This is a genomic window from Pseudomonas sp. Leaf127, assembly GCF_001423155.1.
Lineage (GTDB): Bacteria > Pseudomonadota > Gammaproteobacteria > Pseudomonadales > Pseudomonadaceae > Aquipseudomonas > Aquipseudomonas ovata.
Genome location: NZ_LMOA01000012.1, coordinates 551,886 through 571,680 on the forward strand (window position 1 = coordinate 551,886; position 19,795 = coordinate 571,680).

Below are 19,795 nucleotides of genomic sequence, written 5' to 3' on the forward strand. Positions count from 1 at the left end.
AGGCAGCACAGGTCCGACAGCCACCCGCGACCCTGTGGGAGGCGGCTCTGCCGGCGATAGCGATGGCAGCGCGCTACAGTTGTATGGGCTGTATGCGCCCGTCAGGCACCCTTAAAAGTCATACGCCAGTTTGGTGTACCAGAACCCGCCGTTCGGGCTGAACGAGGGGTTGCCGTAGATGCCCTGGCCGCCGTTGGAAGGGCTGGCGACCACGCCGTTGCGTTCGGGGTAGACGTTGAAGATATTGGTGCCGCCGACGCTGGCGGTCAGGTTGTCGGTGAGCGAATAGGCGATGTCCAGGTCGGTGATCCACTTGGCATCGAAGCTGCGGTCGGCGCTGGCGTTCTGCGCCCAGGTCTCGACCTTGCCGTAGCGGGTGGTTTGCAGGTTGATCACAAAGCGATCAATGCTCCAGTTGGCGCCCAGCACCCATTTGGTCTTGGGCGAGGCGGCCACCAGGTTGCCTTCGGCGGCATGCCCGACCACCGAGATGCCTGAAGCACTGAGGTCGGCCGGGGTGTTGCGCTGGTCCTGGATCGTGGTCTTGTTCCAGTTGAAGGCCGCGCTCCAGCGCACGTCGCCAAAGCCCCCCAGCGCGGTCCTGTGGTCCAGCACCAGGTCCAGGCCCCGGGTGCGGGTGTCGTAGGCATTGGTGTAGTAGGTGACCCACGACCCTTCAGCCACGCCCAGCCCGCGCAGCGTGCTGTTGACCGCGCCATCGCCCCGGTCATAGATGTCCTGCGACAGCACGATGCGGTCATCGATGTCGACCACGTAACCGTCCAGGGTCACGCTGGTGTGCCGCGCCGGTTGCCAGGTCAAGCCCAGGCCGATGTTGCGGGTCTTTTCCGGGTCCAGTTCACTGGCACCGAAGGCCTTGGCCAGCGCACTGCCGGGGGTGGCGGTGTAGCGCAGCGCCGGCACCACCACGCCGTCGGCGTTGACCCCGGTGCGGTTGTCGGCCACCGAATAGCCCAGTTGGGTCAGCGACGGGGCGCGGAAACCGGTGCCCAGGGTGCCGCGTACCGCCACGGTGTCGGTCAGTTCATAGCGCGAGTTGAGCTTGAGGGCGAAAGTGTTCTTCTTGATGTCGTCATAGTGCTCGACCCGCCCGGCCAGGCCCACGTACCAGCGATCGCTGGGGTTCAGGCCGAAGTCCAGGTAGGCGGCATAGTTGTTGCGGTCCAGGTCCGCTTCGTCTTCCGGGCGGATCACCAATGCCGATTGCGCACCCCGGCTGGGGCCGCCGCTCAGGCCACTGTTGGTGCTCAGGGTATAGAGCGGATTACGGCTGCCGTCGGCCAGGAACTGCGGGTAAGTGTAGCTGCCCACCGTGTAGGCATCGGCGCTGCCGGCAAAGGTCTGGAAACGCTCCCAGCGATGCTCCAGGCCGGCCGAGACCTGCACGGCAAACGGCAGCAGCGGCAGGCTGTCGAAGTGACGGGTGATGTCCAGGTTATTGACCCACTGATCAAACTGCAGCGTGGCCAGGTCATTGAACGACGTGGGTGATTCCGGGCCGTAAGTGGGGTTGATGGTCAGGTCGCTGGAGTGGTGGTTCTTGTTGCGCCCGTAGGTGGTCGACAGGTCCCAGTTCCATTCGCCGATCTCGCCCTTGCCGCCGATCAGGAACTGCCAGTCGGTGTCCTTGATGTTGTTCAGCGGGTCGTAGCCGTCCGGGTACAGCTCGGGGATGGACGCGGTGCTGTAGGCCAGGCGCTTGTTGTTGTAGATCTGCGCCTTGCGCTCGCCATAGGTGGCGTAGGAGTACAGCCGGGTGCTGTCGCTGACCGGCAGCTCGGCGTTGTAGCCCAGGTTGAAGGCTTCCAGGTCCGGGTCGCCGTTTTTCAGGGCGCGGTGGTCCCAGCTGTCCTGGCGGGCATCGCCGGGCGCATAGCCACGGTAGTTGGCGTCGGCCTTGTCATACAAAAACGCCTGGTTACGCTTGCGCGCATCGCCCGACAGTTGCACAAAGCCGCCGTCGCCAATGGCGAAGCCCTTGTTGCCGGCCAGCTTGATGTTCTCGCCCTGGCCGTCGGTCAACTGGCCGTAACTGGTCTCGAAATGCCCGCCCGAAGCGCCGGATTTGAGAATCACGTTAATGACCCCGGCCACCGCATCGGAACCGTACTGCGCCGCCGCGCTGTCCTTGAGCACCTCGATACGTTCCACGGCACTGACCGGAATCAGGTCCAGGTCCACGGCGTTGGCGCCGCTGGTGTCGATATTGCCGCCCGCCGGCATCGCCCCGTTGTGCCGCCGCTTGCCGTTGACCAGCACCAGGGTGTAGGCCGGTCCCAGGCCCCGGTTGGTCAGCGGCCGGGTGGTGGACTGAAAGCCCGAGGTATTGGCGCCGAAGTTGAACGACGGCAGCAGCTTGGAGATGGCCTCCGACAACTCGGCCCGTCCGGTCTTGAGCAGTTGGTCTGCGTTGATGATGTCGATGGGCGTCGGGCTGTCGGCCACGGTCCGTTGTGCCCCGCGCACGCCGGTAGAGATCACCGTGACAGTGTCCAGGCGCGCCTCACCGTCGGTTTCGGCCTGCGCCGCCGGTGCCAGCAGGCAGGCCAGGGTCAGGCTCGACAAGGCCAGGCCGGCGCGGGCCGGGGCGGTTCGGAGCAGGGGGCGCGCAGGGCTTGAGAGCGGATGGTTCATGGGTGCATTTCCAGATGACAGCGTTGACGATACCGCTGTGTGGCGGCATGGCCTGTTTGGCTTTGGTGCCTGCCCGCTGGTATGAGCGATGCAGCGCGTGTCTGAGGGTTCTGGAGCGATGCGGTGGTGGTGAAGTCGCTCGGGTGTTGCGCACTGTCCGGCGGTGGCCGGTTAGGGGACGGGATGAACGCTTTGCAGCGTGTCCCGGTGGTCTGGATTGAATCGTATATTTATAAAAAACGTCTTGGAAATTCTTTTTAGGAATAACCTAATAGTGAAAATAAATAATTATAAAGTCATTGTTTATGCAAAAAATTGATTAAGAGGCTGGGTGATGGGTGGGGTTCTGGATAGGTCCTGGCCCGTCAGGGAGGACGGCGCGATACAAGCCCCGTGGTTTTTAATCAAAGGCATCGAAGATAAAGGCTCTGGCTCAATGGTTTCAGCGGAGGAGGGATGTCGTACAACTTGTAACGATTAATCCGAAAAGATGCGCATGTAATTGCTAATCGTTGCTATTTGCTGTTGTTAAAGGATGTTAACCTCGCCGCCTTTCGCAAGCCCTTGCACCGCTCACTGTAGGAAACCACGATGCCCCGTTCCTTCTTGCCCATGCTGCCTGGCGCCCTTGCGCTGGGCCTTTCTGCCCATGCCTTCGCCGCCCCGGCCATGACCACCGAGCCGGTGACCGGCACCGTGAACCTGGACAGCGTGAACATCAATGCGCAGGGCAGTCTCACGGGTGCTGCGACCACCGAAGGCACGCAGTCGTACACCACGGGTGCCATGAGCACGGCGACCAGGCTGCCGCTGTCGATTCGCGAAACCCCGCAGTCGGTCAGCGTGATCACCCGCCAGCGCATCGAAGACCAGGGCATGAACGACCTCAACGACCTGGTCAAGTACGCCCCCGGCATCACCTTGCGCAAGTACGGCTCGGACCGCCTGGAATACCTGTCGCGCGGCTTCAAGATCGACAACCTGATGTACGACGGCCTGCCGACCACGGTGGGCAGCTTTACCCAGGACACCATTTCCGGCGCCGACCTTGCGATGTATGACCGGGTCGAGGTGGTGCGCGGTGCCACCGGCCTGATGACCGGCGCCGGCAGCCCGGCGGCCACCCTCAACCTGGTGCGCAAGCGACCGACCGCCACGCCCCGGGTCAGCGTGACCACCAGCGCCGGCAGTTGGGACCGTTATCGCCTTGAAGTCGATGCCTCGAACAAGCTCAATGAGTCCGGCACCCTGCGTGGCCGCGTCGTGGCGGCCGGGCAGAGCGACAAGAGCTTCCAGGATGTGCGCGAGAATGACCGCCAGACCTTTTTCGGCATTGTCGAGGCCGACCTGAGCGACCGCACCACCTGGACCCTTGGCGCTTCCAAGCAGCGTGATGACAACACCTCCGACTGGGGCAGCCTGCCCAGCGGCCCGAACGGCGAAGACCTGGGCCTGTCGCGCTCGACCTTCCTGAGCAACGACTGGTCGTACTGGGACAAGGACAACTACAGCCTGTTCTCCGACATCACCCACCGCTTTGATAACGGCTGGACCGCCAAGGTGGCGGCGCAGAAGATCTGGGCCGAGGCGGATACGTTTTCCAATTACCTGTTGTACTCCGGCAGCGATCTTTCCCAGTACTCTGGCCAGTACCAGAACAACGACACCCAGACCAACATTGATGCTACGTTGTCCGGGCCTTTACAGCTGTTCGGTCGCGAACATGAGTTGGTGCTGGGCACCAGCCGCCGGCAGGAGAAATTCGACCAGGTCGGCGGCTTCTGGAACGCCGGTACGCGTATCGACCCCTACAACTTCAGCCATAGCGCAATCGGCAAGCCTTCCCTGAGCGATCGCACGCCTTACGCGACGCGTAACACCAGCACCGAGAAAAGCGTTTATGGCGCCGTGCGCCTGAACCCGATCGATCCGTTGCACGTGATCATCGGCAGCCGCCTGACCTGGTTTGACTACGAAGACCGCGTCAGCGGCGATGCCTATAAGGTCACCCAGGAAGTCACCCCCTACGCCGGCGTGATCTACGACCTGAACGACACCTACTCGGTGTACGCCAGCTACACCGAGATCTTCAAGCCGCAAAGCGAGCAGAACAGCGCCGGCTCGGTGCTCGACCCGATGACCGGCGAAAGCTACGAAATCGGTATCAAGGGCGAATACTTCAACGGTGGCCTCAACGCCTCGCTGGCCTTGTTCGATATGACCCAGGAAAACCGCGCTTATGCCTTGACCTCGCAGCCTGCCGCTTGCCAGGCGCAGAACCGCACCTGCTACGAAGCCGCTGGCGAAGTGCGCAGCCGTGGCATCGACGCCGAACTGACCGGCGCCCTGAACCCGGACTGGCAGTTTTCCGCGTCCTACACCTACGTGCTGAGCCAGTACGTCAAGGACGCCAACGAGCGTAATGAAGGCCGCCTGTTCGCGCCCAACCAGCCCAAGCACCTGTTCAAGGCCGCCACGAGCTACAACCTGAGCGGCGGCCTGGAAAAGTGGCGCGTGGGAGCCGACGTGTTTGCCCAGAGCGAAACCTTCAACGTGGTCGGCAGCGGTTACGCCACGCAGGACGCGTATGCCGTGCTGGGGCTGATGGCCGGCTACCGCTTCAACGAGCACTGGGACGGCCGTATCAATCTCAATAACGTCACCGACGAGAAATACTGGCAGGGCATTCCTACCGGTTCCGGCAGCGGCGTATATGGCGACCCGCGCAACCTGATGGTGTCACTGAAGTGGACCTTGTGATCTGAACAGTAAACAGGCGGGGTTGGCGTAGAGAAGGACTGGCCCCCAGCCCTGCCAGGCGCCACCGACCTTGTGGGAGGCGGCTTGCCGGCGATGGCGATGTGACAGATGCAGCAGGTGTGTTGGGCTTGCTCGCCTCATCGCGGGCAGAGCCCCCTCCCACAGGTTTGATGTCACTCAGGATTTTGTGCCTGGCATCTACTGTGGGAGGCGGCTTGCCGGCGATGGCGATGTGTCAGGCGCAGTAGGGTGTTGGGCTTGCTGGCCTCATCGCGGGCAGAGCCCCCTCCCACAGGTTTGATGTCACTCAGGATTTTGTGCTTGGCATCCGACTGTACCCGGCTCATGCCTGCCTGCTACATTTCCTTGACCTCGCGCAAACACTGCCTCAATAACTCTGACCCATCCCCGGCGCGCCAGCTGATCACGATCGGCGAGGTCGCGCTGCTGTCGAGCAGCTCGCTGTAGCCAATGTCATCGCGGTGCAAGCGCTGCACCGAGGCGGGCACCAGGGTGATGCCGATGCCGGCCGCCACCAGCCCGATGGCCGTCTGCAATTCATTGACCGTCTGCACCACGCGAATCTTCAGGCCCTGGCGATTGAAGATGCCCAGCACATGGTCGGCGTAGCTGGGCCGTGGGTTGCCGGGGTAGAGCACGAACGGCTCGGCGGCCAGGCGTTCCAGGCTGACCGGGCCGGCCAGCAGCGGGTGGCCGGCGGGCAGGGCGGCCACCAGTGGGTCTTCGCGCAGCACTTCCTGGGTGATGGCCGGGTCGTCGAACAGCATGCGCCCGAAGCCGATGTCGATGCGGCCGCTTTTCAGCGCTTCGACCTGCTGCAAGGTGATCAGCTCCGACAAGCCCAGTTCCACGTCGCCAAAGCCGCGCAGGCGACGGATCAGCTCCGGCAACTGGCCGTACAGGGTCGAGGGTGCAAAGCCGATGCCCAGCCAGCGCTTGCTGCCGCTGGCAACCCGGCGGGTATCGTCGCTGATGCGCTTGAGCTGCTCAAGCAACTGCGCCGAGTGCTCGTGGAAAAACCGCCCGGCCTCGGTCAGGCGCAGCGGCCTGGAGCGCTCCAGCAGTTCCACGCCCAGTTCTTCTTCCAGTTGTTGGATCTGCCGGCTCAGCGGCGGCTGGGCGATGTTTAACTGCTCGGCGGCGCGGGTGAAATTCAGGGTCTGGGCCACGACTCTGAAGTAACGCAAATGACGCAGCTCCACGATACCTCCTGGGTATGAAGCAAGACTTAATCAATATTGGACCCTGTGCGCCGGCAGCGTCAATCATGCAGCCATGATCACCCTGACGATCCGGACAGCCCCATGACCGCCGCGATAACAATAGAAAGCTTTGAAACCCTGATTGTCGACCTGCCGACCATCCGCCCGCACAAGCTGGCCATGCACACCATGCACGGCCAGACCCTGGTGATCCTGCGCATCCGTTGCAGTGACGGCATCGTCGGCGTCGGCGAGGCCACCACCATCGGCGGCCTGGCGTATGCCGGCGAAAGCCCGGAAAGCATCAAGGTCAACCTCGACACCTGGTTCGCGCCCCTGCTGATCGGCCAGGACGCCAGCAACCTCAATGCCGCCATGCAACGGGTCGACCGTGGCATTCGCTGCAATACCTTCGCCCGCAGCGCCGTGGAAACCGCCTTGCTCGATGCCTTGGGCAAACGCCTGGGCCTGCCGGTGGCCGAAGTGCTCGGCGGTCGGGTGCGTGATGGCGTCGAAGTGGCCTGGACCCTGGCCAGCGGCGACACCGAACGCGACATCGACGAAGCCGAGCAGATGCTCGACCGCCGTCGTCACCGGCACTTCAAGCTCAAGATCGGCGCTGGCGATGTCAGCCGCGACATCGCCCATGTGGCCGCGATCAAGAAAGCCCTGGGCGACCGCGCCAGCGTGCGGGTCGACATCAACCAGGCCTGGAGCGAAGCGGTGGCCATTGCCGCCAGCCGCCGCCTGGCCGACGCCGGTGTCGAGCTGATCGAACAACCGCTGTCGCGTTTTGACCGTGCCGGCATGGTGCGCCTCAACGCCCACAGCCCGATCCCGCTGATGGCCGACGAAGCCATCGAATCGGTCCAGGACAGCTTCGCCCTGGCACAACAGGGCGTCGCGCCGATCTTCGCCCTCAAGATCGCCAAGACCGGTGGCCCGCGTGCCGTCCTGCGCACCGCCGCGATTGCCGAGGCAGCCGGTATCGGCCTGTACGGCGGCACCATGCTCGAAGGCAGCATCGGCACCCTGGCCTCGGCCCATGCCTTTGCCACCCTCGACAAGCTGGAATGGCACACCGAACTGTTCGGGCCTTTACTGCTGACCGAGGACATCCTGGTCGAGTCGCCGGTGTACCGCGACTTCCAGTTGCTGATCCCGACCACACCGGGCCTGGGCCTTGAAATCGACGAACAACGCCTGGCGCGCTTTGCGCGTCGTTGAACCTGAACGAAAAGGAACCTCACCATGCTTTTTCACGTGCGCATGACCGTCAAACTGCCGGCCGACATGCCCGCCGAGCAGGCTGCCCGCCTCAAGGCCGATGAGAAGGAACTGGCCCAGCGCCTGCAGCGCGAAGGCACCTGGCGTCACCTGTGGCGCATTGCCGGGCTGTATGCCAACTTCAGTGTCTTCGACGTGCCGGACAACCAGGCGCTGCACGACACCCTGATGCAATTGCCGCTGTACCCGTACATGGACATCGAAGTCACGCCGCTGTGCCGGCATCCGTCTTCGGTCCACGACGACGACCGTTGATAAGGCTTCGTTTGCAGGAGCGGCCGGGCGGCGAACCGCGCCAGCCGCAAACCGCTCCAGCCGCGATTACGCACAACGCCTGAACAAGAATAATGACGAGGAAAAGCCATCATGACCGTACGCATTGCCCACACCGCAGAAGTGCAGAAGTTCTTCGAAAACGCTTCGGGTTTTGACCAGGAAGCCGGCAACCAGCGGATGAAAACCGTGGTTCACCGCATCCTCACCGACTCGATCAAGATCATCGAAGACCTGCAGATCACCCCGGAAGAGTTCTGGAAAGCGGTCAACTATTTCAACGAACTGGGCTCGCGCCAGGAAGCCGGCCTGCTGGTCGCCGGCCTGGGCCTGGAGCACTACCTGGACCTGCTGCTGGACGCCGAAGACGAACAGGCCGGCCATGTCGGCGGCACCCCGCGCACCATTGAAGGCCCGCTGTATGTGGCCGGCGCTCCGCTGAGCCTGCATGAAGCGCGCCTGGACGATGGCACCGACGCCGGCACCCTGCTGTTCATGCAAGGCCAGGTCCGTGACGTCAACGGCCAGCCGTTGGCCAACGCCATCGTTGACGTCTGGCACGCCAACACCGGCGGCACCTACTCGTACTTCGACCCTTCGCAGTCCGAATTCAACCTGCGCCGCCGCATCCAGACCGACGACCAGGGCCGCTATCGCTTCCAGAGCATCGTGCCGTCCGGCTACGGCTGCCCGCCGGACGGTCCGACCCAGAGCCTGCTCGATCAACTGGGCCGTCATGGCCAGCGTCCGGCGCACATCCACTTCTTCATCTCGGCACCGGGCCACCGTCACCTGACCACCCAGATCAACCTGGACGGCGACCCGTACCTGCATGACGACTTCGCCTACGCCACCCGTGATGAGCTGATTGCCAAGATCGACTTCATCGACGATGCCCAGCGCAGCGCCGCACGCGGCGTAGAAGGGCGCTTTGCCGAGATCGAGTTCGACTTCGAGCTGCAACCGACCGAGCAGACCGAAGAAGAAAGCCGCCGCGAACGGGTTCGCGCGCTGGAAGCCTGAGACCGGCAAGACGTTACAGATCGGGTAAAACCGGGCCTGCCCCTGCAGGCCCGGCATCGCAGCACGCGACACGGTGTGGCCTGGTGCCCGGGCCACCCATGAGCGCTGACCTTTTTTTCACACGCTGTTGACTGGGGTGAAACAGGGCGCGACTTAACGTGCGAACCCTCCAGCAGTGGCAAAACCACCCCCTCCCGAATCGGCCACTGTTCGCCCTTGAACAGGAGTCGTTCGATGCTCATTTCCATGGCCACCCGTGCCTTGTCTTCTTCTCCCGAGCCACGCACCTGGCGTCCCGGTCGATTTTCGCTGGCGCTGCTTGCGGCAGTCACGCTGGCGGCCGTGCTCAGTGGGTGGCTGGCCTCGACCGACGTGATCGACCTGAGCGCCGACGGTGCGGCCTGGTCAGGGCTTGAGAAACAATGGCAACAAGGTCGTGTGGTGGTGATGATCCGCCACGCCGAGCGTTGCGACCGCTCTGCCGATGCCTGTCTGGGCCCGCTCGATGGCATCACGATCAATGGCCAATACGCCGCCCAGGCGGTCGGCGCAGGCTTGCAGGCGCTGGGCCTTGACCACGCCCGCCTGCTGGCCAGCCCCATGACCCGTACACGCCAGACCGCCGACCTGATTGGCGGCCGGCATGTGGCGGCCCAGGTCTGGGTAGGCAAATGCGAGTCCGACTTCAAGGACGCTGTGCTGGTGCACAAGAAGGCCCATGAAAACCTGGTGCTCATGACCCACAGCGGTTGCATCGATCAATTCGAGCGCAAGATGGGCGTGCGTGCCGGCCAGCGCTCCAGTGACTATGCCCAGGCCGTGTTTGTGCAAGTGGACGGCGTGCATGCACCGAGCATTCTCGGTGAGCTCGATGCTGCGCAGTGGGCCCGGGTCACGGGCGGGAGCATCAACTGATGAACGTCTCTACAGCGCGCTGGGCGTTTTATCGCACGTACCTGGGGCTTGCGCTGTTGCTGGCCCTGGCAGTCTTTTTCGTCTTCGACCTGACCGCTCTGGACCGCTCCATCAGTGACCGGTTGTACGACCCGGTCAGCGGTTTTGTACTGGAACACAACCGCTTGTTTGAAAACATCACCCACCGCTGGGCCAGGATCCTGCCTGACTGGACAGGGGAGTTTGCGCTCATCGGTGCGCTGTTGTCGTTTGCCTGGCCGCGGCTTAAAGCCCACAGCAATCAATGGCCGGTGCGTGTATCAGGTACGTTGCAGTGGTTTTTCCTGCATCGACGCGACTTCCTTTTCATTGTTGTGGCCTTTGCGCTGAGCACCGGGCTCATCCATTACCTGAAAAGCCACACCAGTGTGTATTGCCCGGTCGAAACCACGCTTTATGGCGGTGCCGAGCTGCACAGGGCCTGGTTCGACAACTTCCGGTGGTTTGCAGAGGCCGGTGCCGGCCGCTGCTGGCCGGGCGGGCATGCGTCCAGCGCATTCAGTCTGTTTGCGCTGTACTTCGTGGCCCGCCGGCATCGCTGGCAACGGGCCAATACCGTGCTGGTCATCGTGATGGTGCTGGGCTGGGTGTATGGCACCACACGCGTGTTGCAAGGCTGGCACTATGTCTCGCACACGCTGTGGTCGGGGATTTTCGTCTGGCTCGGTACGCTGCTGGTGGCCTTGCTCTTTTACGGACGCCCGGCCTTGCAAGCGCCGGCCCGGCCTGCCAGCACGCAAGCCGAGCCGCTGACGGGGGTGATCAGCCCTTTGCCTTGACGTTGCGGCACTGGGCAAACATGTCCAGCGGCTGGCTGTAGACGTCGGTGGTGACGCTGAGCAACCCGAGCATCGAGTGAAAGAGGTTGTCCTGGCTCAAGGCGTCGTTGCGGGTCTTGAGCAGGCAGTCGGTGTCGATGCCGAACGACTGCCGGTAGCTGTCGGAAAACCACGCCAGCATCGGCACATGGCGCTGCTGTTCCGGCGCCAGCATGTATGGCGTGCCATGCAGGAACAGGTTGTATTCCCCCAGCGATTCCCCGTGGTCCGACAGGTACAGCATGGCCGTGTCGACCGTACCCTGGTTCTTGCGCAGGATGTCGATCAGGCTGGCCAGCACATGGTCGGTGTACAGCAACGTGTTGTCATAGGCATTGACGATGCTGTCGCGCGAGCAATCGTTCAGGGCGTTGCTCTTGCATACCGGGGTAAAGCGTTCGAACTCGCTCGGGTAGCGCTTGAAGTAGTCCGGACCGTGGCTGCCCATCTGGTGCAGCACCAGCACGGTGTCGTGCTGCAGGTGATCAATGTCGGCTTGCAGGTCACGCAGCAGAATGGCATCCCGGCATTCGTGGCCGGCGCACAGGCCGGTATCCTTCTCGTTGCTGACATCCTGCACGGTGACCCGGTCGCAGGTGCCCTTGCAGCCTGACTGGTTGTCACGCCAGATCACGTCGTAGCCGGCACGCTTGAGCACATCGAGCAACCCTTCCTGGCGGCGCGCCGTGGCCGCGTCATAGTGCTTGCGACCCATGTTGGAAAACATGCAGGGCACCGAGACGGCGGTTTCGGTGCCACACGAGTACACGTTGCCAAAGGCAATCACATCGCCCTCGCGGGCCAGCTCGGGCGTGGTATCACGGGCGTAGCCCAGCAGGCCGACGTTCTCGGCCCGTGCGCTTTCGCCGATCACCAGCACGGTCAGGGATTTGCGCGGGTGCGCCAGGGCATCGGCACTGCGCCGGGCATCGGCGCCCAGCGTGTTGAACGGTGCCTTGGCCGACACGATTTGTTCGTGGGCATAGCTGATGGCGGCGCCCACGAAATTGCTGGGTACGATCATCAGGCGCAGTTCGTGGTGATTGCGCAGCAGCGATGACAGTCCCTGGTAGTTGAGCAAGGCCACCCCGGCCATCAGCGCCGCGCAGGTGACACCGATCAGCCCCTTGCTGAGGAGCTCGGCCGGCCAGCGGCGGTAGCGGATCGGCATTTTCCACACCAGCCAGGACGGCAGTACGCCCAGCAGGCCCAGGTACATGAACAACTTGAACGAGAGCAGGTCGAGCACTTCGGTGGTGTTGGTTTCGATCAGGTTGCGAAACATGCCGGCGTCGAGCATGACACCGTACTGGTTCATGAAATAAAGCACGCCCGAGGCCAGCATGAATAACACCACCAGCACCGGTTTCAACACGTGTTTAAAGGCGACGACGGTCAACAGCAGGTTAAACACAATAAACAGCAGGGCAGCGAATACCAAGGGCAATAAATAACCGTTGCTGTCGGTGCCGGTAATACTGAGCAGGTGGTGCCACAACGTTGTATTGAAACCGGTCAGCAAAAAAAGACTGGCGAGTACGGTGACAAACTCGGGACGAACGGGCTTGATATTCAACATGATGGAATACTGCGCAAGAGGGTGGCTATGGTGTTGAACGTAGTGCGGTGTTATCAGGTTCGTACGAATGAAACATGAGCGTTAGTGCAGGTGGGGCCGGTGCCGGAATGACACCACGCTGTTGCTCCCTGTAGTAGGAGCGCGGGGGCGGCCATCCGTCTTGCCCGCGACCGGCTGCGTAGCAGTCGTAAATTTTCAGCGTTTCCGAGATTTTGCGGTCATTCGCTGTAGATTTTCAGCGTTTCCGAGATTTTGCGAGCGCTAGCGCACTCGGTCGCGGGCAGAGCGCGCTCCTACCGGTCCGTGCGATACCTCAAGCTGCACCCAGCTTGTAGCCCAGCCCGTGCACGGTGTGCAGCAGCCCGCATTCGGTCGTGCCATCCAGGGCGCGCCTCAGGATATGAATGTTGCTGCGCAGGCTGGCGCTCTTGGGACGGTCGTCGCCCCACAAGGCGTGCTCCAGTTCCTGGCGCCTGACCAGGTGCGGGCTCTTGCGCATCAGCAGTTCCAGCAGTTTCAGGTGCGAAGGGTTGAGCTTGATCGCGGTGCCGGCCCGATGCACTTCAAGGGTGTCCAGGTCCATGCGCAGGTCTGCCACCTGCAGCACGCGATGACCGCGCTGACCCAGGCGCCGGGCGACGATGGCTTCAAGCCGGGCCAGGACCTCGGTCATGGCAAACGGCTTGGTGACATAGTCATCGGCCCCCACATCGAACCCCACCAGGCGATCTTCCAGGGTGTCGCGGGCGCTGAGCATCAGGATGGCAACCTCAGAGCGTGAGTGCTGGCGCAGGCCGTGGCAGATCTTGTTGCCGTCGATGCCGGGCAACATGATATCCAGCACGATGGCGTCGAACGGCCGGGTGGCGGCCAGGTGCAATCCGCTCAAGCCATCCAGTGCGCCTTCGACTTCGTGCCCCCGGAGCTGAAAGAACTCCACGAGGTTGTCGTGAATATCACGGTTATCTTCAATCACAAGTATTTTCATTATCGTTAATGTCGTGTGCAGGCGTCGGCGAACGATCGGTCAGGCTGGAGATTAGTCAAAACGGCGTGCGGGCCGTGTCAATGAAATGTGAGAAAAATGTCATTTACTCTGGAACGGGTCTTGTCGGTCGTGCGCGGACACTTTTCTCACATCTCGTTCACTCAGGCTTCAGGATGTCATGCGTAGAGTTTGCACAGCAATCCTGAACGATGGCTGTTAAAAAATTTCCTACGCGACATTGCGGAGCTTCATGCATGACTGAAACAGTTCCGGTTACGGCTTCACGGCCTTTCAACTTTCATCTGGGGGCGGGCCTTGCCGTGGCCCTGATGGTGCTTTTGCTGATCTTTGACCCCACGGCACTGGACTTCGCGATCACCCGGCACTTCTATGTGCCGGGCCAGGGGTTTGTCGGCGCACACAGTTACTGGCTGGAAAACGTGCTGCATGACCGTGCGAAACAGGCGGTGATAGCACTGGTGCTGCTGGTGGCGCTGGGCTTTGTACTGAGCTGGCGGGTGGCGGCATTGCGCGTATGGCGTCGACCTCTGGGCTATGTGGTGCTGGCCATGGGGTTGTCGACGGCGATTGTCACCCCGCTCAAGGCCCTGACCCAGGTGCAATGCCCCTGGAGCCTGACCGAGTTCGGCGGTGTCGAGACCCACACGCCGCTGCTCAGCCCGCGGGCGCCCAGCCTCAAGCCCGGGCTGTGCTGGCCGGGCGGGCATGCGTCCACCGGGTTTTCCTTGCTGGCGCTGTTCTTCGCCCTGCGTGACCGCCATCCCCGCGCTGCACGTTGGGCCCTGGCGCTGGCCTTGGGACTGGGTGCAGTGTTTTCCTTTGGGCGCATGCTGCAAGGCGCCCACTTTCTGTCGCACAACGTCTGGACCCTGCTGTTGGACTGGCTGATCTGCCTGGCGTGCTATCGCGTGCTGCTGTACCGCCCGGCGCCGGCTCAATAACTGAAATCACCGCCCAGTTCGGTCTTCATCCATTCCAGAAAGCGCTTGACCCGCGGAAATCCGGCATGGGCCTTGGGGAACACCAGGTGGTGTGCGCTGATCGGCACGCTCAGGCGCTGCGGCTCGACCACCACCAGCTCGCCGCGCTCGATAAAGGCGCGGGCCAGCAAGGTGCTTTCCAGCGCAAAACCCAGGCCCAGGCGCGCCGCTTCCATCGACATGTACGAGCGGTCGAAGCTTAACGAGTACGGGCTGTCGGGGCGCGACAGACCATGCATGGCGAACCATTGCGGCCAGTTGATCAGCGTGGCTTCGGACAGGATCAGCGGCGAACCCAGCAGGTCGGCGGCTTCATGCACCGGGCGCCTGGCCAGTAAGGCGGGGGAGGCCATGACCGCCAGGTGCTCGTTGCGCACGCTGCGCACTTCCAGCGTCGGCCAGTTCGGCTGGCCGTGGCGGATGTCGACGTCGATCTTGTCGCGGCTGAAGTGCAGCGATTCGTAGGAGCACGACAGGTTGATCTGAATGTCCGGGTGGCTCTGGCGAAAGCTTTCGATGCGTGGCATCAGCCACATAAACCCGAAGCTGGGCGAGGCGTGCAGGCGCAGGCAGTCCAGGCTGACGTCGCTGCTGGCGCGCTCGGTGGCCACGGCAAAGCTGTGCAGGATGCCGGAAATCTCCGCCAGGTACTGCTCGCCCACCGGGGTCAGGGTTACGCCCCGGGCATTGCGCAGGAATAACTGACGACCGATCAGCGCCTCGAGATTGGCCAGTTGATGGCTGACCGCCGATGGCGTGAGGTTCAGTTGCTCGGCGGCGCGGGCGACATTGCCAAACCGCGCAGTCTGCTCGAACGCCTGGATGGCCTTGAGCGGCGGCAGGTTGAAGACGGCGTCGGAGGGGGTGGGCATGGGGGTGTTTTCCTTGTGGTTTTCATGGGCCTGCAGGACCGGCTGGGCGGCGATCCGCTTGCGCCGGGAAACAGACGCCGCTTTGTCACGGTCGCGCTTCGCGGCTAAAGCCGCTCCTGCATCAGGTTCGGTGCGAGGTGAATGATCGCCATGGCCGGGCAGCGAGTGCTGAATTTTTTTCAGCACTTGCTGAAAGGCACGATATTGCTCAGGCCTGGGGCGGGGCACAAGCTGTGTCCACGATTCGAAGCGAGTCGACCCTATAAAAACAATCGGGAGAATGCCCCCATGCTTCTGCAAGATAAAGTCGCCATCATCACCGGCGCCGCCTCGGCCCGCGGCATTGGCCGCGCCACCGCTGAAACCTTTGCCCGCCAGGGCGCCCGCGTGGTCATTCTCGACCTCGACCAGGCTGCTGCCCGCGACGCCGCCGCTTCCCTGGGCGAAGGTCACCTGGGCCTGGCCGCCAACGTCGCCGACCAGGCGCAGGTGCAGGCTGCCGTGGCCGCCGTGCTTGAACGCTTCGGGCGCATCGATGTGCTGGTCAACAATGCCGGCATCACCCAGCCGCTCAAACTGCTCGACATCGGCCACAGCGACTACGACAAGGTGCTGGACGTCAGCCTGCGCGGCACCTTGCTCATGTCCCAGGCGGTGATCCCGACCATGCGCCAGCAGCAATCGGGCAGCATCGTGTGCATGTCGTCAGTGTCGGCCCAGCGTGGCGGCGGCATTTTTGGCGGCCCGCACTACAGCGCCGCCAAGGCCGGCGTGCTGGGCCTGGGCAAGGCCATGGCGCGTGAACTGGGCCCGGACAACGTGCGGGTCAACTCCATCGCCCCCGGCCTGATCCACACCGACATCACCGGCGGCCTGATGCAGGATGAGCGCCGTCACGCGATCATCGACGGCATCCCGCTGGGTCGCCTGGGCCAGGCCCAGGATGTGGCCAATGCGGCGCTGTTCCTGGCCAGCGACCTGTCGTCATACCTGACGGGCATTACGCTGGACGTCAACGGCGGCATGTTGATCCACTGATAAGCATGAAGCTCCAGCCGTAGCCGACCGGCCCGGTGACGATTCCTGTCATACGCGCCGGCCAGGATACGGCGGTCCATAACAACAAATAGAGCAGACCCTCATGACTACCCTGTCCCTTGAAGCGGCGGCGTCCGTGCGTACCAACGCCTACCGCAAGACCGCCTGGCGGCTGATGCCGTTTCTGATGCTGTGTTACCTGTGTGCCTATCTGGACCGGGTCAACGTCGGCTTCGCCAAGCTGCAGATGATGAACGACCTGGCCCTGAGCGAGGCGGTCTACGGCCTGGGCGCCGGCATGTTCTTCATCGGTTATTTTCTGTGCGAGGTGCCCAGCAACATCATCCTGCACCGGGTCGGCGCACGCATCTGGATCGCCCGGATCATGATCACCTGGGGCCTCATTTCGGCCCTGTTCGCCTTTGTCGAAACCGCCTGGCAGTTCTATGTGCTGCGCTTTCTGCTCGGCGTTGCCGAAGCCGGCCTGGCGCCTGGCCTGTTGCTGTACCTCACCTACTGGTTCCCGTCGTATCGCCGCGCCAAGATGACCGTGCTGTGGTTTGTCGCCATTCCGCTGTCGGGCATGGTCGGCGGGCCGCTGTCGGGCTGGATCATGAACGCCTTTGCCGGCGTGCATGGCTGGGCCGGCTGGCAGTGGATGTTCGTCATCGAGGCCATTCCCACCGTGGTGGTCGGCCTGATGGTGCTGGGCTACCTCAAGGACGGCGTGCACCAGGCCACCTGGCTGACCGCCGAAGAAAAAGAGCTGGTCAACAAAGAGCTCGAAGAAGACAACCGGCAGAAGGTCACCCACGCCTCGGTCGGCGAGTTCATCCGTGATCGTCGCCTATGGTTGCTGGCCGGGATCTACTTCTGCGTGGTCATGGGCCAGTACGCCATCACCTTCTGGCTGCCGACCCTGGTGCGCAACGCCGGTGTTTCCGACCCGCTGAAGATCGGCATGCTCACCAGCCTGCCGTACATGTGCGCCATCGTCGCCATGCTGCTGGCCGGGCGCAGCGGCGACAAGCATCAGGAGCGGCGCTGGCACCTGGTGATCCCGATGATCCTGGGTGCTGCCGGCCTGAGCCTGGCGGCCGCCTTGGGCGGCAACCTGTTGTTCTCGATCATGAGCCTGTGCCTGGCTGCGGCCGGCATCCTTTCAGCGTCTTCCTTGTTCTGGATGCTGCCCACCACCTTGCTTGGCGGTGTGTCGGCCGCCGCCGGTATCGCCGCCGTCAACAGCTTTGCCAACCTGGCGGGGTTCTGCTCGCCATACCTGATCGGCTGGATTACCACCCAGACCGGCTCCAGTGCCATCGGCATGTACCTGATCACCGGTGTGCTGGTGTTCGGCGCCACGCTGGTGCTGCGGGTCCCGGCGGCGCTGGTCAATCGCTAATTCGAGGAGTTCACTGCAATGAGCGCTGAAATGTCATCCAACACCGTGGTAAGCCTGGCCGAACGGGCCCATAACATTCGCCGCCATGCCTTGCTGATGGGCCAGGTCCAGGGCCAGGGCTACGTCGGCCAGGCGCTGGGCGCCGCCGACCTGCTGGCCGTAGCCTACTTCCATGCCATGAACCTGCGCCCGCACGACCCGGAATGGGAAGGCCGCGACCGCTTTTATCTGTCCATCGGCCACTACGCCATTGCCTTATATGCGGCGCTGATCGAGGCCCGGATCATCCCCCTGGATGAGCTGGACACCTACGGTGCCGATGACAGCCGCCTGCCGATGTCGGGCATGGCCGCCTACACGCCGGGCATGGAAATCACCGGCGGCTCGCTGGGGCAGGGCCTGGGCATTGCGGTGGGGGCGTGCCTGGGGCTCAAGCGCAAGGCCAGCCATTCGTTCGTCTACAACCTGCTGTCCGATGGCGAGCTGAACGAAGGCTCGACCTGGGAGGCGGTGATGTCCGCCTCGCACTGGAAGCTCGACAACCTGATCGCCATCGTCGATGTGAATAACCAGCAGGCCGACGGTCACTCCAGCGAAGTGCTGGCCTTCGAGCCCATCGTCGACCGCTGGCAGGCGTTCGGCTGGTTCACCCAGCGGGTGGACGGCAACGACCTGGACGCTCTGGTCAAGGCCTTCGACGCCGCCCGCGACCACCCTGGCGCCCAGCCGCGGGTGATCATCTGCGACACGCGCATGGGCAAGGGCGTGCCGTTTCTGGAAAGCCGCGAGAAAACCCACTTCATCCGCGTCGACGAAAACGAATGGGACATCGCACTGGACAACCTTGATGCCGGGTTTCAAGCCGGGAGAACCGTATGAGCACCGTTAAGCACACCGCCGCCGAACCGGGCAAGAAACGCCTGACCACCTCGGCGATGATCGCCTCCATTGCCAGCGAAGGGCAGGCCACCCGTTCGGCACCGTTCGGTCATGCCCTGGCTGCGCTGGCCGAGCAGCGCCCGGAGATCGTCGGCCTGTCGGCAGACCTGTCCAAGTACACCGATCTGCACATCTTCGCCAAGGCCCATCCGGATCGCTTCTACCAGATGGGCATGGCCGAGCAACTGTTGATGAGCGCCGCTGCCGGCATGGCCCGCGAAGGCTTTGTGCCGTTCGCCACCACCTACGCGGTGTTCGCCTCACGGCGCGCCTATGACTTCATCTGCATGGCGATTGCCGAGGAGAACCTCAACGTCAAGATCGTCTGCGGCCTGCCGGGCCTGACCACCGGCTACGGCCCCAGCCACCAGGCCACCGACGACCTGGCGATCTTCCGCGCCATGCCCAACCTGATGATCGTCGACCCGTGCGATGCCCTGGAAATCGAACAGGCCGTGCCGGCCATCGCCGCCCACCAGGGCCCGGTGTACATGCGCCTGCTGCGCGGGAATGTGCCGCTGGTGCTGGACCGCTACGATTATAAGTTCCAGATCGGCAAGGCCCAGGTCATTCGCCCCGGCAACGACGTGCTGGTGATCGCCAGCGGCCTGATGACCATGCGCGCCCTGGAGGCAGCCGAGCAACTGCGCGCCGATGGCGTGGATGTCGCGGTGCTGCACGTGCCGACCATCAAGCCGCTGGACGAACAGACCATTCTGGCCGAAGCGCGCAAGTCGGGACGCCTGGTGGTCACGGCGGAAAACCACTCGATCATCGGTGGCCTGGGCGAGGCGGTGGCCGGCGTGCTGTTGCGCAGCGGCGTGACCCCGACCTTCCGCCAGATCGCCTTGCCCGACGCCTTCCTGGATGCCGGCGCCTTGCCGACCCTGCACGATCGCTACGGGATTTCCACCGAGGCGGTGTGCCGGCAGATCAAGGGCTGGTTGTAAGGCGCCCACGGGCCTGACAGGCACCCTGGACCC

16 protein-coding genes are annotated in these 19,795 nt (G+C 63.2%); 11 read left to right on the plus strand and 5 right to left on the minus strand.

Features of this window, described 5'->3' with window-relative positions:
* Positions 1–111: 111 nt before the first annotated feature.
* Complete coding sequence (locus tag ASF84_RS10355; protein WP_056837874.1) at positions 112–2,655, minus strand: TonB-dependent receptor plug domain-containing protein; 2,544 nt, start codon at positions 2,653–2,655, stop codon at positions 112–114.
* A gap of 591 nt (positions 2,656–3,246) precedes the next feature.
* On the opposite strand from ASF84_RS10355, the gene ASF84_RS10360 reads away from it, so the two are divergent.
* Complete coding sequence (locus tag ASF84_RS10360) at positions 3,247–5,415, plus strand: TonB-dependent siderophore receptor (protein ID WP_056837876.1); 2,169 nt, start codon at positions 3,247–3,249, stop codon at positions 5,413–5,415.
* Positions 5,416–5,771: 356 nt separating this feature from the next.
* Here the strand turns inward: ASF84_RS10360 and ASF84_RS10365 are convergent, their stop codons facing one another.
* Positions 5,772–6,638, minus strand: coding sequence for a LysR family transcriptional regulator (locus tag ASF84_RS10365; protein WP_056837879.1), 867 nt, complete (start codon positions 6,636–6,638; stop codon positions 5,772–5,774).
* A 102-nt stretch (positions 6,639–6,740) separates the two neighbouring features.
* Between ASF84_RS10365 and ASF84_RS10370 the strand changes: the two genes are divergently transcribed.
* From ASF84_RS10370 to ASF84_RS10390, 5 genes are all read left to right on the plus strand, one after another.
* A complete protein-coding gene (locus tag ASF84_RS10370) occupies positions 6,741–7,865 on the plus strand; it encodes a muconate cycloisomerase family protein (protein ID WP_056837881.1) in 1,125 nt (374 codons plus the stop codon).
* A 24-nt stretch (positions 7,866–7,889) separates the two neighbouring features.
* Entirely contained in the window at positions 7,890–8,180 is a 291-nt protein-coding gene (gene catC, locus ASF84_RS10375) for a muconolactone Delta-isomerase (protein WP_056837883.1), read from the plus strand.
* Between the two features lie 111 nt (positions 8,181–8,291).
* Positions 8,292–9,221, plus strand: coding sequence for a catechol 1,2-dioxygenase (gene catA / locus ASF84_RS10380; protein WP_056837884.1), 930 nt, complete (start codon positions 8,292–8,294; stop codon positions 9,219–9,221).
* Positions 9,222–9,455: 234 nt separating this feature from the next.
* Positions 9,456–10,136, plus strand: a complete 681-nt coding sequence (locus ASF84_RS10385) for a histidine phosphatase family protein (protein ID WP_162241250.1) — start codon at positions 9,456–9,458, stop codon at positions 10,134–10,136.
* A complete protein-coding gene (locus ASF84_RS10390) occupies positions 10,136–10,954 on the plus strand; it encodes a phosphatase PAP2 family protein (RefSeq protein WP_056837886.1) in 819 nt (272 codons plus the stop codon). Before ASF84_RS10385 ends, ASF84_RS10390 begins: the two co-directional genes overlap by 1 nt.
* Here the strand turns inward: ASF84_RS10390 and ASF84_RS10395 are convergent.
* Both ASF84_RS10395 and ASF84_RS10400 read right to left on the minus strand, forming a co-directional pair.
* A complete protein-coding gene (locus tag ASF84_RS10395) occupies positions 10,938–12,572 on the minus strand; it encodes a phosphoethanolamine transferase (protein ID WP_056837888.1) in 1,635 nt (544 codons plus the stop codon). The two genes, ASF84_RS10390 and ASF84_RS10395, sit on opposite strands and share 17 nt — an antisense overlap.
* A gap of 313 nt (positions 12,573–12,885) precedes the next feature.
* Positions 12,886–13,560 (minus strand): response regulator transcription factor, encoded by a 675-nt coding sequence (locus ASF84_RS10400; RefSeq protein WP_056837890.1) that lies wholly within the window; start codon positions 13,558–13,560, stop codon positions 12,886–12,888.
* 254 nt (positions 13,561–13,814) lie between these two features.
* Between ASF84_RS10400 and ASF84_RS10405 the strand changes: the two genes are divergently transcribed.
* The gene (locus ASF84_RS10405) at positions 13,815–14,522 is read left to right on the plus strand and encodes a phosphatase PAP2 family protein (protein ID WP_056837892.1); all 708 of its coding nucleotides are present in this window, start codon (positions 13,815–13,817) and stop codon (positions 14,520–14,522) included.
* Here the strand turns inward: ASF84_RS10405 and ASF84_RS10410 are convergent.
* Positions 14,516–15,433 (minus strand): LysR substrate-binding domain-containing protein, encoded by a 918-nt coding sequence (locus ASF84_RS10410; protein ID WP_056838018.1) that lies wholly within the window; start codon positions 15,431–15,433, stop codon positions 14,516–14,518. The genes ASF84_RS10405 and ASF84_RS10410 overlap by 7 nt on opposite strands.
* Positions 15,434–15,721: 288 nt before the next feature.
* Between ASF84_RS10410 and ASF84_RS10415 the strand changes: the two genes are divergently transcribed.
* The 4 genes from ASF84_RS10415 to ASF84_RS10430 all read left to right on the plus strand — a co-directional run bounded on the left by ASF84_RS10415 (position 15,722) and on the right by ASF84_RS10430 (position 19,762).
* Positions 15,722–16,471: an SDR family NAD(P)-dependent oxidoreductase gene (locus ASF84_RS10415; protein WP_056837894.1), complete on the plus strand. Its 750-nt coding sequence runs from the start codon at positions 15,722–15,724 to the stop codon at positions 16,469–16,471.
* A 103-nt stretch (positions 16,472–16,574) separates the two neighbouring features.
* Positions 16,575–17,873: an MFS transporter gene (locus ASF84_RS10420; RefSeq protein WP_056837896.1), complete on the plus strand. Its 1,299-nt coding sequence runs from the start codon at positions 16,575–16,577 to the stop codon at positions 17,871–17,873.
* An 18-nt stretch (positions 17,874–17,891) separates the two neighbouring features.
* Positions 17,892–18,752 (plus strand): transketolase, encoded by an 861-nt coding sequence (locus ASF84_RS10425; RefSeq protein WP_056837898.1) that lies wholly within the window; start codon positions 17,892–17,894, stop codon positions 18,750–18,752.
* Entirely contained in the window at positions 18,749–19,762 is a 1,014-nt protein-coding gene (locus tag ASF84_RS10430; protein WP_056837900.1) for a transketolase family protein, read from the plus strand. The genes ASF84_RS10425 and ASF84_RS10430 overlap by 4 nt, the downstream gene beginning before the upstream one ends.
* Positions 19,763–19,795: the final 33 nt, after the last annotated feature.